Genomic DNA, 12,500 nt, shown 5'->3' on the forward strand with positions numbered 1-12,500 from the left:
TGGGCAGGGGGCATCTGCGTGCGCGGGGACCGCCACGGGGGCGTACGGGGTCAGCAGCCGCCGCAGTTGTAGTACGTCACGTCCCAGTGGTTGCCCTCGTCCGCGTAGATGTTGCCGGAGCCGGACTTGTACTGGGGCGCGCCGTCGCCCCGCACACCGATGTAACTGAACACGCCCTTCACGTAGTTCGTCAGGCAGGTGCTCTTGCCGAAGTCGAGCTTGTAGCCGTTCCAGTGGGAGTACGTGCCACTGGCGTGCCCGGTCTCTGTCCCCCCTGTGATGTTGAGCGCGCAGCCCGTGGCGCTCTTCAGCGTCTGTGCGCCCTGGGCGCTGGTCAGGTTGAGCTGGTCGAAGGACGTGCAGGTGGAGACGTTGCGGTTGGAACAGCCACCCGAGGACGACCAGGTGATCCCCGAGGAGCTGAAGCGGGAGGTCGCCTGGGAGTGGGTCAGCTTGGTGACGGCGTGCGCCTCGGTGGCGCCGCCGCCGAGCACGCCGACGCCGGGCGCGAAGAGCACGCCGAGGACGAGGGCGAGAGCGGTGAGGGCCGAGCGGAGTCTGGGACGGGTCAGCATGGGGGGAGTCCTCCTGCTCATGACAATTTACGGGCAGGGAGATAGTGCCCCAGCTCTACGCGCGTCCGCCAGGGGGCGACCGGACCCGCCGCGACACCTCCCTCGACTTCCGGACCGGCCTGGACCCTTGATGTTGAACTTTGAACAAAATGGGTCTACTGTCAATCTCGTTGAAGGTTAAACCAAACGTTCGACGGTCTGCCCCGCAGAACGCGTCGGAACACGTCCCCGAGGAGGAGCCATGGCTCTGTTCAACCGCAAGAACGCCGCCCCGTCCACCACCGCCACCCTCGCAGTGGACCCGGCGCTGGCGGCCCTGACCGGCACCTACACGATCGACCCGGCGCACAGCAGCATCGGCTTCACCGTGCGCCACGCCATGGTCACCAACGTGCGCGGCTCATTCGGTGAGCACGAGGGCACCCTGACGCTGGACGGCACCGACCCCGCCGCCTCCTCCGCGTCCATCGACGTCACGATCTCCAGCGTCGACACCGGCATCGCGGACCGTGACGGCCACCTGGTCAGCGGCGACTTCTTCGACGCCGAGAAGTTCCCCCTGATGACGTTCCGCTCCACGCAGGCCGAGCAGCTCGGCGGCGACACCTACCGCGTGACCGGCGACCTCACCATCAAGGACGTCACCCGCCCGCTCTCCATCGACCTGGAGTTCAACGGCTCCGCCACCGACGTCTACGGCAACGAGCGCGTGGGCTTCGAGGGCAGCGCCGACATCCTGCGCTCCGACTGGGGCCTGACCTGGAACGCCGCCCTGGAGACCGGTGGTGTGATGGTCAGCGACAAGGTCAAGCTGAACTTCGACATCTCCGCGATCAAGGCCGCCCCGCAGGCCTGAGCCCGCTGAACCGAGCGCGCCCGCAGTCCTCCCCCTCCGGGGCGGACGGCGGGCGCTCGGCTGTGCGCGGTCGGTCCGCGTGTCGACGCGGCCTTCACAGTCACCGCAGCGGGGCGGCGGGGGCCCCGCCGGGTCACCGCACGCGGCGCACCTTCAGCGCGTTGTCGGTGCGGGTGGTGGGGTTCCCTTCAGGGTCGTTCTGGACGCGCTCGTGCTCCTCGCTGAGCAGCACCTCCCACTCCCCCTCCGGGAGTTCGAGGGAGGCGAGCACCTCGTCCGTCGTCGGCAGCTCCACGTCCGGGTGGTCGTGCTCCCAGGAGGGGAAGCCGGCGTGCCCGACGACGAGGAGCACACCGCCGGGCGCGACGGCCGCGGCGGCCCTGCGCAGGATCTCCTCGCGCGGCAGGTTCCCCATGGAGTGCAGGAACTGGGCGGAGACCAGGTCGTACTCCCCCTCGGGGAACGAGGCCCCCAGGTCGTGCCACTGCCAGTCGATCCGGTCCGCGACACCGGCGTCGGCCGCGTGGACCGCCGCACGCTCCAGGGCGACGCGCGAGATGTCGGTGGCGGTGACCTTCCAGCCGAAGCGGGCGAGCCAGACCGCGTCGGCGCCCTCGCCGCAGCCCAGGTCCAGGGCGCGCCCCGGCGTGAGGCCCTCCACTTCACGGACGAGGACGACGTTGGGGTTCCCGCTCCAGATCCGGTCGCTCTCCCGGTAGCGGTCGTCCCACATCTCGGCGTCGGTGCGGGTGCTGTCGGTGGTCATCGGGTCTCCTGCAGTCCGTGACGGCGGTCCCCGAGCACACGCTCGGTGACCTGGCGCTCGGCCTCGGCCGAGAAGGGGGTGCGGCGCGCTTCGACCGCGCGCTGGGTGTCGTCGGTGACGAGGTCCATGTTGATCATCGAGGCCGCCTTCAGCCCGGCTGCCGCCGCTCCGACGACCTGCTCCATCAAGTTGGCGACGTTACCGGCCACCCACACGCCGGGCACGTCGGTGGCCCCTGCCGGATCGGCCGCGATGTACGTGCCGACCACGTGGTCGCCCATCACCATCTCGGCCGGCACCAGGCCGAGGCTCTCCAGGACGGCCGACCGCGCGGTGAAGCGCGGCTGGACGACGACAGCCTCGCGCGGGATCACCGCGCCCCCGGCCAGCCGCACACCGGTGACCTCGTCGTCGGACACCTCCAGCGCGGCGACCTCGCCCTCCACGACGGAAATGCCCCGTGCTGCGAGCTGCTCGTACTCCTCGTCGCTGAAGTCGGGCTGTTCGTGGCGGAACAGCACCACGTCGTCGGACCACTGCCGCCAGAGCAGCGCCTGATGCACGGCCATGGGACTGAGCGCCAGAATGCCGACCGGCCTGTCCCGCACCTCCCAGCCGTGGCAGTACGGGCAGTGCAGCACCTCCTTGCCCCAACGCTCGGCCAGGCCCTCCACCGGCGGCAGCTCGTCGACGATTCCGGTGGTCACGAGCAGCCGGCGGGCTTGGACGGCGCTCCCGTCCTCCTGCACGACACGGAAGCCGTCGGACAGTTTCTCGGCCGAGACGACGTTGCCCCGGACCGTCTCGGCCCCGTAATCCGCCGCCTCGGCCCGGCCGATGGCCAGCAGCTCCAAGGGCGGGGTGCCCTCCCGGCCCAGGTAGTTGTGCGCGTGGGACGCGGGTGCGTTGCGCGGGCTGCCCGCGTCGATCACGAGCACGGAACGCCGCGCCCGGGAGAGTGCGAGAGCCCCGCTCAGCCCGGCGGCCCCACCACCGATCACCACAACGTCGTACCGCTTGTTCATGTCGCTCATCCGGAACACCTCCTGTTACGGGAGATAGTGCTCGCGCGGCGCCGATCCGGCAAACCTCCTTGCCGAAGCGGCAAACTCGCACCATACGGTCTTCCCGGGATCCCGCTCCCCCACCCCCCACGCGTCCGCGAGCGCCCCGACCAGGACCAGCCCGCGCCCGCCCTCCGCCTCGGGCACGGGAGCCGGTTTCCTGATCTCACCGTCACCGCTGTCGTGCACCTCGATCCGGAGCACGCTCCCCCAGGTGACCTGGAGACGGAAGCCCCTCCCCGGCGGGACTCCGTGGACCAGCGCGTTGGTGGCGAGTTCGCTCACGCAGAGCAGTACGCCGTCGAGGTCCACCTCGCACGCCCAGTCGAGCAGCGCCTCACGGACGAACTGGCGCGCGAGGGGGACCGACCTGCGCTCCCGGCGGTAGAACGCCTCACGGAAGGGGACGAGTTGCGTTGTTTCGTTCACGGGACGACTGTCACAGAACGTCACTACTGTGGGTCACCGCGTCAGGTCGTACACCGCGTTTGTACGAGCGCTGACGGGTCCGGCGGGGCCCGCGTACGGGGAGAGGCACTTCATGCACTCGGCAAAGAGGAACAAGCGGGTCACGTCCTGGCATGTCATCGGCGCACAGCTCGCCGCGTTCCGCCGCGCGGCGGGGCACACGCAGACATCGCTGGCCGACCGGTTCTGCGTGGGCGAGGACACGATCGCCTCGATCGAGCAGGGCCGCCGACCACTCCAGGCCGACTTCGCCACGCAGCTGGACGAACTGCTGGACACCAAGGGGGTGTTGCGGGTCGCGGTGGCGAAGGTGCCGCAGAGGGAGCGGTTCCCGGCGTTCGTGCAGGACTTCGTGGAGTACGAGCAGGAGGCGGTGACACTGCTGTCGTACGAGAACCAAGTCGTGCCGGGGTTGCTTCAGACGGAGGGGTACGCACGCGCGGTGTTCACGAGCCTCTACCCACCTCTGGAGGAAGGCGTGTTGGAGGAGCGCATCGCGGCCCGCCTTGATCGGCAGCGGGTGTTCGACCGCAAGCCCAAGCCGATGGTGAACTTCTTGATCGAGGAGTGCATTCTGGCGCGCCCCCTCGGCGGCCGGTCTGTACTGCGCGAGCAGATCCTGCACCTGCGGCGTTGCGCGGAGCTGCCCTTTCTCGGGCTGCAGATCATGCCTACGAACCGCGAGACGCACGCCGCGCTCGACGGGCCGATGGTGCTGCTGGAGACTCCTGACCACGACCAACTGGCCTACATCGAAGGACAGCGCGTCAGTGTGCTGATCGACGACCTCGACGAGGTCAGCGTGCTGCATCAGAAATATGGGATGCTGCGTTCGCAGGCGATTTCCCCCGAGGAAAGCATGCGCCTACTGGACGACCTGCTTGGAGAGTCATGACGCGCGCAGCACACGCCACAGGCCTCACCTGGTTCAAGTCGAGCTACAGCGGCAGCGAGGGCGGCGCATGCCTCGAAGTCGCCTACGAATGGCGCAAGTCCAGCTACAGCGGCAGTGAGGGCGGCAACTGCGTCGAAGTCTCCGCCCACCCCACCGCCGTACACATCCGCGACTCCAAGGTCACCGACGGCCCGGTCCTGACCGTGCCCCCGGCCGCCTGGGCCGCGTTCGTCAGCGCCTCCGCCTAGATACAGGACGGCGCCTTCCGAAGCACCGGCCGCCCGGTGCGAGAAAACGCACGGCGGTTCCGATGACGGGCTGAGTACGATCGCCCATGCCGGTCTGAGTACACGAGCGGCTGACCGCCGCGCGCGGCGCCGGAAGGGTGGACGCATGCGCCGACTACTGCTGCTCGCACCGCTGTTGATCCTCACCGCCGGCTGCGGGGTGGTGCAGTCCTCCGAGAGCGAGGCGGCCGACGCCGCACGGGAGGTGGCCACCAAGGCGGGCGAGCGGCTCTACAGCCAGCGTCCGCGCACGGCGGAGGAGGTCGGGCGCTCCGCCTCCGGCATCGACGGGGTGCAGGTACTGCGGGTGAAGGGTACCTCCACACACGAAGGGGACGGCATCGACGTGGTGGTCCGCACGTCCGGCTCGGCGTACAAGGGGTGGATCGACGCTCAGGAGGTCACCGTGCAGCGCTGTTTCGAGGTGTGGGTGTCGCCGAAGTCGGAGTGGCGTGAGGTTCCCGGTGACGTCGACTGCCCGGATGTCCCTCCGATGGTCTTCGCCCCGCCGCCCGAACCGCCCCAGCTGCCGTACGAGGAGCTCAGCGCGAAACTTCCCCGGGTGCCGGAGGGGGGCAGGGTGGAGGAGGCCGAGGTTCGCCGTACGCTCGCCGCCCTGGACCTGCATCCGGCGATCCGCACCGAGGTGAAGTCGGACAGCGGCCAGGTCGGTGTTCTGATGGCGGTGAGGGGCAACGGCTACGACCCGCAGGACTGCCTTCTCGCCCGGGTACGCCCCGGCGCCACCAAGGTGTGGGTGCCGTCCCGGATACAGCGGATGCCCGGAGAGGGCGGCTGCAGCGTCGGCAACGCCCTGAATCCGGTAGCGCCACCGCACTGAGACGTGGTGCCTGGCCCTGGCGGGTCAGCCCGTAGGCAGACCGACCGTGACTCCGACCCCGGCGGTGGTGATGGTGAGGTCGGAGGGCGCCGAGGGCGCTTCCGGACGATGGACGTCCGACGCGTCCACCGGCAGTGACGGTGCCGATGGGGGCGTGGCCACCGGCGGGAGTGCCGGCACCGGTTGGCCGGATCCGATCGATATCTCCACGGACACCGTGCCCGACGGCTCTCGGGTCCTCGGCGGATTTCTCGGAACGGACGGCGAGGCGCCCTGGCGTGCCCGGTCGGCGCGATGCGGGTCCGGGGAGGGGGCTGCCGCGTGAGTGCGTACCCGCGTGGCCCGGGGAGTGTGGAGCTCCACGGCCGGGGCGGCACGCGGTACCGCAGCCTCGGGCCTGCTCCCCGAGGACCGGTCGTCCGGCCGGTCGAAGGGTCCGGCAGGCAGGACCGCTACCGCCACGGCGAGCGTCACCGCCGCCGACGTCGCCCCCGTGGACGGGGCGACGCCCGTACGGGGAAGCCTGCGTGCGCACATCCACACGGTCGTGGCCAGTGTGAGGCTCCCGGCCAGGACGTTGCGCAACGACCGTCTGGCTCTGGCGAGCAGTGACTCGGTCGCCCGGTAGCTCAGCCCCATGGTCCGGGCCACCTGCCCGACGTCGAGATCCTGTGCCTGGAGCCGCAGCGCCTGTGCCTGGCGGGCGGGCAGCAGTTCCGCGCTGCGTTCGGCCAGCCATCTGGCCTCCGCCCGGTCGCATGCCGCCTCCTCCACGAGGAGGGGCTCGGCGGGAGCGGCGGAAAGGCTCTTGCTCAGCTCCCGGTCGCGGGCGACCTGGCGGTGCCGGTCGGCGCATGCGCGTACGGTCGCGAGCCTGAGCCACGAGCGGACCCGGCCGTATTGGACGTCAGGGTCCTCGACCGCGCGGATCATCGCTTCCTGAACGGCGTCCTCAGCCTCTTCGGCGCTCGATGAGCGAGTGTGCGCGATCTCCAGCAGTTCGTCCCGGTGACTCCAGATGAGCTCCCACCGGTTGCCCGGGCCGCCTGGACGACGAGCGGTACGCGGGTCGCTCACGTTCGAAGCCCCTGGTCCATTGGTTTCAAGGTCCGTCGTGCGTTGATCAGGGTGCCTCACGGCCCCTGTGCCCCACGACCTGTCAGGCGTCGGGGGCACGGGGCACATGGGCTCAGCGGCGGATCAGGCCGAAAGCGTGGCGGCGGAGCCGAGACCCGCGACGCCGAGCGCGTGACCGCCGACAGCACCCGAGAGACCGCCGGAGAGCAGCGACGCACCCGGCAGGTCGGCGCTGACCGAACCCGCGACGCCACCGACGAGCGGAGCCTCGAGGCAAGCCGCGCCGGCGAGGCCACCGGACACGCCGTCCAGGTCGGCGTCGGAGATTTCCTGGGTCTGAATCTGGGGGGCGGAGCTCATGATGTGAATTCCCTTCGCATTAATTCCGAATGGCGGGGCCAACTCCGCCATAGCGAAGTGCCCTTGCCGCTGTCACGGTCACCGAAAGTTCACTGCCCGCCCGGAGGCGGCGTTTTCCCTGCGGCTTCCGCGATGTGAGGGATGTAAGCACGTCAGAGCGTTGCGAAGCCACCCTCCAGCAGCCCCACGAATGGCCCTCCGGCATCCAAGGTCCAACACGGTCACATTGCTCCATGGACCGGTACAGCTTCTTCACGCGCCCGACCGACGGACGCTCCACCGGCCGAATTCCTGATCCGCCGCGAAAGGGACATTATCGGCCGCGGGCACGCGGGATCCGGTCCGCACGCGGAAAGCGGCGGGAGCCGCGACGCCTCCTGCGGACACGGTGTGCAGATCCGTCGCAGACGGCCCGGGCCCGTCCTCCGGAAGCACCACCGGAGCGGGCTTCACGCGACCGGGGGCGCGCGCACTCAGGCAGGCGCTTCCACCGGCAGTCCGGCATCGCGCGCGGCGTCGGCGAGGCGCTTGTCGTACGTGAGGAAAGCGGTGAGCGGGGAACGAGCCCGAAGGGCTGTGGCCAGATGGATGGCGTCAAGGCTGCGTACGGTCGCCGGCTTCACCGTCTGCGCCAACATCCTCACACCGGCGTCGATGTCCACCATGTCGATCAGGTCGAGAACCGAGTGGAGCCGGACGACGGCTCCAGGGGCGTGGCGAGCTAGCGCTCTGGACGATTCGACCTCGGTCAGGACGGAGCTCGTCCACGCAGTGTCCACCCGGTCGTCGAGCCATGCCCTCAGCGCGTCCGACTCCGATTCGGCATGGACGAGCTTCACCACGGCCGCTGAGTCCAGGTAGATCACCGCCCCTCACCTTCGCGCTCGCCGGCGATCTCCGCGGCCACATCGATGCCGTCGGGTTCCCCCAGCGGCATACGCAGCACGGCACGCCGCATCGCAGCCGCGCGTTCTTTGCGCCTGGCGGCTTCCAGCACTGCATGCCTTATGGCCGCCGACCGGGAATCACCCTCGGCCGTGAGGACATCAAGCGCGCGTTCGGTCTCCGAGTCGGTGCGGATCGTCACGGTGTCAGCCATACTCCAGCGTAAGACAAGCCGTCTTACGCTGCAATCACCGAGCCTCGGGCCGCCCATCCCGCCTGGGTGGCCGGAGCGGCGCACAGGAGGCCAATTCGGCCGGACGCAGGGTCAACAGGTTCCCCCAGTCGTTGACGAAAACCGCCCGGGCCCCCTCGTAGCGCACGCCCACGAACGGGTTGGACAACCACATGGCCGCGACCCACAGCAACGAGCGGTCGGCGTCGAGGCGGGCGAACCACCCGATATTGCCCATCCCGCTGCCGCCGCCGGACATCCAGCCCGATCCGTCGGGCAGCGGGCTCTCGAAGCAGAGGCCCACCTCCGCGGAGCCCTCCTCCTCGACGGCCGCGGCCACGTCGAGCGGCCCTCCCCGCCGGCCGGGCCCGCGATGCCGCGCCTCCCGTACCGCTCTTCGCCGAATGCCTGCCGAATGTCTATCGCGCATCGGCGCTCCGGTGTACGTTCTCGGGTCGACGGGCCTTGGGAGCGCTCCCATGCGCCGATTCCGCTTCGCACGAGGAGGAACGCCATGAAACGCCTACTCGCCTTACTCGCGACCTGCGCGACAGTCCTGGGCCTCACAGCAGCATTCGGCCCCCAGGCGGCGGCCGCCACCGGATGCAAGGTCGAATACACCGTCACCAGTCAGTGGACGGGCGGCTTCCAGGCCGGAGTGAAGGTCACCAACCTGGGCGCCCCGGTCACCGGCTGGACACTCGGGTTCACCATGCCGGACGCGGGCCAGAGGGTGGCCCAGGGCTGGAACGCCACCTGGTCGCAGTCCGGCTCCGCCGTCACAGCCGCCGGCGTCGACTGGAACCGCACGCTGGCCACGGGCGCGACAGCCGACGTGGGGTTCACGGGCTCCTTCACGGGCGCCAACCCGAAACCCACCGCCTTCACACTCAACGGCGTCGCCTGTACGGGCTCCCTCGAAGAGCCCCCGCCCGCCCCGGCCGACGGCACCCCCGTGGACGTCAACGGCCGGCTCCACGTCTGTGGCGTGAACCTCTGCAACCAGTACGACCGCCCCGTCCAGCTGCGGGGCATGAGCACGCACGGCATCCAGTGGTTCAGCCAGTGCTACAACGCCGCATCCCTGGACGCGTTGGCCAAGGACTGGAAGTCGGACCTGCTGCGCATCGCCATGTACGTACAGGAGGACGGCTACGAGACCGATCCGGCGGGCTTCACCAGCCGCGTGAACGGCCTCGTCGACCAGGCCGAGGCCCGTGGCATGTACGCCTTGATCGATTTCCACACCCTGACGCCGGGCGATCCGAACTACAACCTCGACCGCGCGAAGACGTTCTTCGCGTCGGTCGCCGCCCGTAACGCCGACAAGAAGAACGTGATCTACGAGATCGCGAACGAGCCCAACGGCGTCAGCTGGTCGGCCATCAAGAACTACGCCGAGCAGGTCATCCCGGTGATCCGGGCCGCCGACCCGGACGCCGTCGTCGTCGTCGGCACCCGCGGCTGGTCCTCACTGGGAGTCTCGGACGGCTCCAGCGAGAGCGAGGTCGTCAGCAACCCCGTGAATGCCACCAACCTCATGTACGCGTTCCACTTCTACGCCGCAAGCCACAAGGACTCCTACCGCGCCGCGGTGAGCCGGGCGGCCTCGCAACTGCCCCTTTTCGTGACCGAGTTCGGCACCGTGAGCGCCACCGGCGGCGGAGAGATGGACCGGGCGAGCACCACGGCCTGGCTGGACCTGCTCGATCAGCGGAAGATCAGCTACGCGAACTGGACCTACTCCGACGCCCCGGAGAGCAGCGCGGCCTTCCGGCCCGGCACCTGCGACGGCGGCGACTACAGCAGCAGCGGTGTGCTGACCGAGTCGGGGGCCCTGCTCAAGAGCCGGATCAGTACAGCCGACAGCTTCCCCACCGGCTGACCTCGGCCGGGGCCCCGTCCTGATGGCGGGGCCCCGACCCGCTCACCGGACGCGCTACGGGCTGCCGCACCGCCGAGGCTGTCGCTAGGAGGCCTTGCTCAGGGCAGGGCCGGTGCTCCAGATGACGGCGAGTTCGGGCAGCGATACGCCGAGTACCTCGCTGAGCCGGACGATGGTGCCGAAAGCGGGCGTGGGCAGCCGGCCGGTCTCGATCTTGCGGAGGGTCTCCGGCGACATCCCTGCCGCCAGGGCCACCTCGACGAGGGCGCGTCCGGCCCGGGCGGAGCGCAGCGCGGCCCCGAGGCGACGGCCCGCCTCGATCTGTTCGGGGGCGAGCGGATGACGAACCATGCGCTCATGCTAGGGCGGCTGGTGATCCGGCGGCAACCACTCCGCCCCCTGGTATAAATATACCTACCAGAGCCCAGGCGGATCGAGGAACGCAGTGATCGAGCACAAGACCCCCCAGGACATCGAGCGCATGCATGTCACTGGACAGTTCGTCGGCGAGGTACTGGCCGAGCTCGCCGACCTCGCAGCGGTGGGGGTCAACCTGCTGGATCTGGAGCATCACGCCCGCCGCCGGATCAAGGAGCGCGGCGCGGAGTCCTGCTACTGGGACTACGCCCCCTCGTTCGGCAGGGGCCCGTTCCGAAACGTGGTGTGCCTCTCGGTCAACGATGCCGTGCTGCACGGACTGCCGCACAGCTACAAGCTGCGCGACGGGGACCTGCTGACCATGGACATGGCGGTGGCCATCGACGGCTGGGCCGCGGACTCGGCGCACTCCGTCATCGTCGGCACCCCGGCCGAGGAGGACCTGCGGCTGATCGAGGCCACCGAGGTCGCCCTGGAAGCCGCGATCAAGATGGCCCGGCCGGGCAACAGGCTCGGGGACATCTCGGCGGCCATCGGCTCGGTCGCCGCCGAGTACGGCTACCCCGTCAACCTGGAGTTCGGCGGACACGGTATCGGCCGCACGATGCACGAGGACCTGCACATCCCCAACGACGGACGCCCGGGGCGCGGCTGGAAGCTGCGCCCCGGCCTGACCATCGCGATCGAGCCCTGGTTCGCCGCCGGCACCAACAAGATCGTCCATGACCCGGACGGCTGGACGATCCGCTCCGCCGACGGCTCGCGCACCGCTCATTCCGAGCACACGGTCGCCATCACCGAGACCGGCCCGCTCGTACTCACCCGCCGTCCTCGGAGCAACCGAGGGCTGGAGGGCCCGCAGGCGTCATCGACGACCGGACGCTGACGAGGCGCGCGGGGCGAGGGCGGCCCGGTCGCCTACGGGTGCTCCCCCGGCCCCTCGGGGTTCGGGGCGAGGCGGGTGGGTGAGAGGGCGGTGTCCTCCTCACCCGGCTCCAGCAGGGTGGCCGCGGCGCCCACGATGAGGGGGTCCGGCCTGCCGACGGCTCCCGGGTCCTTGGCCGAGTAGTCGATGCGCGCCAGCAGGCTGCGCATCGCTTCGAGCCTGGCCCGGCGCTTGTCGTTGCTCTTCACGACGGTCCACGGAGCGTGCTCGGTGTCGGTCGCACGGAACATGCGGATCTTCGCCGTGGTGTAGTCGTCCCAGCGGTCGAGGGAGTCTATGTCCGTGGGCGAGAGCTTCCACTGACGCACCGGGTCGACCTGGCGGATGGCGAAGCGGGTGCGCTGTTCGGCGCGGGAGACGGAGAACCAGAACTTGACCACGATGATCCCGTCGTCGACGAGCATCTGCTCGAAGGCCGGGCACTGATCGAGGAAGAGTTCGTACTCGTCCGGGGTGCAGAAGCCCATGACGCGTTCGACTCCGGCCCGGTTGTACCAGGAGCGGTCGAAGAAGACGAGCTCACCGGGGGCGGGGAGGTGGGCCACGTAGCGCTGGAAGTACCACTGGCCCTTCTCGCGGTCCGTGGGCTTGTCCAGGGCCACGATGCGCGCGCCACGGGGGTTGAGGCGCTCGGTGAAGCGCTGGATGGTGCCGCCCTTGCCGGCCGCGTCGCGCCCCTCGCAGACCACGACGACCCGTGCACCGGTGTCCTTCGTCCACCGCTGCAGCTTGAGCATCTCGATCTGCAGGATGCGCTTGATCCGCTCGTACTCCCTGCGGCGGATCTTGCGGTCGTACGGGTAGTTCTCGCGCCATGTCTTGATGGGCCTGCCCGACTCGTCCAGCAGGATCGGCTGCTCCGGCCTGCTGGTGTCGACGGTCAGGCCGTGCAACAGCTGCTTTTCCACCCGGTCTCGGTCCACAGGACCAAGCGTGTCACCCGCACGCGCCCTACGCCACCGAATGGCGTAGGGCGCGTGCGGGT

The 12,500-nt window shown here is 69.7% G+C and carries 17 protein-coding genes; 6 read left to right on the top strand and 11 right to left on the bottom strand.

What is annotated here, in order from left to right:
* Nucleotides 1–50: 50 nt before the first annotated feature.
* Nucleotides 51–575, bottom strand: a complete 525-nt coding sequence (locus BFF76_RS10625; protein ID WP_031091669.1) for a hypothetical protein — start codon at nt 573–575, stop codon at nt 51–53.
* A 241-nt stretch (nt 576–816) separates the two neighbouring features.
* Between BFF76_RS10625 and BFF76_RS10630 the strand changes: the two genes are divergently transcribed.
* On the top strand, nt 817–1,431 hold the full coding sequence (locus BFF76_RS10630; protein ID WP_031091668.1) for a YceI family protein: 615 nt from the start codon (nt 817–819) through the stop codon (nt 1,429–1,431).
* 133 nt (nt 1,432–1,564) lie between these two features.
* Here BFF76_RS10630 and BFF76_RS10635 read toward each other — a convergent pair whose 3' ends face one another.
* Genes BFF76_RS10635 through BFF76_RS10645 form a run of 3 tightly spaced genes read right to left on the bottom strand, consistent with a single transcriptional unit; the run spans nt 1,565 to nt 3,690 of the window.
* A complete protein-coding gene (locus BFF76_RS10635) occupies nt 1,565–2,197 on the bottom strand; it encodes an SAM-dependent methyltransferase (RefSeq protein WP_065848075.1) in 633 nt (210 codons plus the stop codon).
* A complete protein-coding gene (locus BFF76_RS10640) occupies nt 2,194–3,231 on the bottom strand; it encodes an NAD(P)/FAD-dependent oxidoreductase (protein ID WP_031091666.1) in 1,038 nt (345 codons plus the stop codon). Before BFF76_RS10640 ends, BFF76_RS10635 begins: the two co-directional genes overlap by 4 nt.
* A gap of 15 nt (nt 3,232–3,246) precedes the next feature.
* Nucleotides 3,247–3,690, bottom strand: a complete 444-nt coding sequence (locus BFF76_RS10645) for an ATP-binding protein (RefSeq protein ID WP_065848076.1) — start codon at nt 3,688–3,690, stop codon at nt 3,247–3,249.
* 112 nt (nt 3,691–3,802) lie between these two features.
* Between BFF76_RS10645 and BFF76_RS10650 the strand changes: the two genes are divergently transcribed.
* The 3 genes from BFF76_RS10650 (at nt 3,803) to BFF76_RS10660 (ending at nt 5,752) form a co-directional block, all read left to right on the top strand.
* Nucleotides 3,803–4,624 (top strand): helix-turn-helix domain-containing protein, encoded by an 822-nt coding sequence (locus BFF76_RS10650; protein ID WP_031091664.1) that lies wholly within the window; start codon nt 3,803–3,805, stop codon nt 4,622–4,624.
* Nucleotides 4,621–4,872: a DUF397 domain-containing protein gene (locus BFF76_RS10655; RefSeq protein ID WP_031091663.1), complete on the top strand. Its 252-nt coding sequence runs from the start codon at nt 4,621–4,623 to the stop codon at nt 4,870–4,872. The genes BFF76_RS10650 and BFF76_RS10655 overlap by 4 nt, the downstream gene beginning before the upstream one ends.
* Before the next feature lie 145 nt (nt 4,873–5,017).
* A complete protein-coding gene (locus BFF76_RS10660; RefSeq protein WP_065848077.1) occupies nt 5,018–5,752 on the top strand; it encodes a translation initiation factor IF-2 in 735 nt (244 codons plus the stop codon).
* A 24-nt stretch (nt 5,753–5,776) separates the two neighbouring features.
* Here the strand turns inward: BFF76_RS10660 and BFF76_RS10665 are convergent, their stop codons facing one another.
* From BFF76_RS10665 to BFF76_RS10685, 5 genes are all read right to left on the bottom strand, one after another.
* Nucleotides 5,777–6,829, bottom strand: a complete 1,053-nt coding sequence (locus BFF76_RS10665; protein WP_065848078.1) for an RNA polymerase sigma factor — start codon at nt 6,827–6,829, stop codon at nt 5,777–5,779.
* A 123-nt stretch (nt 6,830–6,952) separates the two neighbouring features.
* Nucleotides 6,953–7,189: a hypothetical protein gene (locus tag BFF76_RS10670; RefSeq protein WP_031091660.1), complete on the bottom strand. Its 237-nt coding sequence runs from the start codon at nt 7,187–7,189 to the stop codon at nt 6,953–6,955.
* A 473-nt stretch (nt 7,190–7,662) separates the two neighbouring features.
* Complete coding sequence (locus BFF76_RS10675; protein ID WP_053929758.1) at nt 7,663–8,055, bottom strand: type II toxin-antitoxin system VapC family toxin; 393 nt, start codon at nt 8,053–8,055, stop codon at nt 7,663–7,665.
* Nucleotides 8,052–8,288: a hypothetical protein gene (locus BFF76_RS10680; protein WP_031091658.1), complete on the bottom strand. Its 237-nt coding sequence runs from the start codon at nt 8,286–8,288 to the stop codon at nt 8,052–8,054. The genes BFF76_RS10675 and BFF76_RS10680 overlap by 4 nt, the downstream gene beginning before the upstream one ends.
* Before the next feature lie 34 nt (nt 8,289–8,322).
* Nucleotides 8,323–8,646, bottom strand: coding sequence for a hypothetical protein (locus tag BFF76_RS10685; protein WP_208604835.1), 324 nt, complete (start codon nt 8,644–8,646; stop codon nt 8,323–8,325).
* A gap of 174 nt (nt 8,647–8,820) precedes the next feature.
* On the opposite strand from BFF76_RS10685, the gene BFF76_RS10690 reads away from it, so the two are divergent.
* Nucleotides 8,821–10,191 carry a cellulase family glycosylhydrolase gene (locus tag BFF76_RS10690; protein WP_065848079.1) on the top strand — a complete coding sequence of 457 codons (1,371 nt, stop codon included), beginning with the start codon at nt 8,821–8,823 and terminating at the stop codon, nt 10,189–10,191.
* A gap of 84 nt (nt 10,192–10,275) precedes the next feature.
* On the opposite strand, the gene BFF76_RS10695 is transcribed toward BFF76_RS10690, so the two are convergent.
* A complete protein-coding gene (locus BFF76_RS10695; protein WP_031091656.1) occupies nt 10,276–10,542 on the bottom strand; it encodes a helix-turn-helix domain-containing protein in 267 nt (88 codons plus the stop codon).
* Nucleotides 10,543–10,636: 94 nt separating this feature from the next.
* Between BFF76_RS10695 and map the strand changes: the two genes are divergently transcribed.
* The gene (gene map, locus BFF76_RS10700) at nt 10,637–11,455 is read left to right on the top strand and encodes a type I methionyl aminopeptidase (RefSeq protein WP_065848080.1); all 819 of its coding nucleotides are present in this window, start codon (nt 10,637–10,639) and stop codon (nt 11,453–11,455) included.
* Nucleotides 11,456–11,487: 32 nt separating this feature from the next.
* Here map and ppk2 read toward each other — a convergent pair whose 3' ends face one another.
* The gene (gene ppk2 / locus BFF76_RS10705; protein ID WP_031091654.1) at nt 11,488–12,438 is read right to left on the bottom strand and encodes a polyphosphate kinase 2; all 951 of its coding nucleotides are present in this window, start codon (nt 12,436–12,438) and stop codon (nt 11,488–11,490) included.
* Nucleotides 12,439–12,500: the final 62 nt, after the last annotated feature.

The sequence above is a fragment of the Streptomyces mutomycini genome, from assembly GCF_001700505.1.
Classification (GTDB): domain Bacteria; phylum Actinomycetota; class Actinomycetes; order Streptomycetales; family Streptomycetaceae; genus Streptomyces; species Streptomyces mutomycini.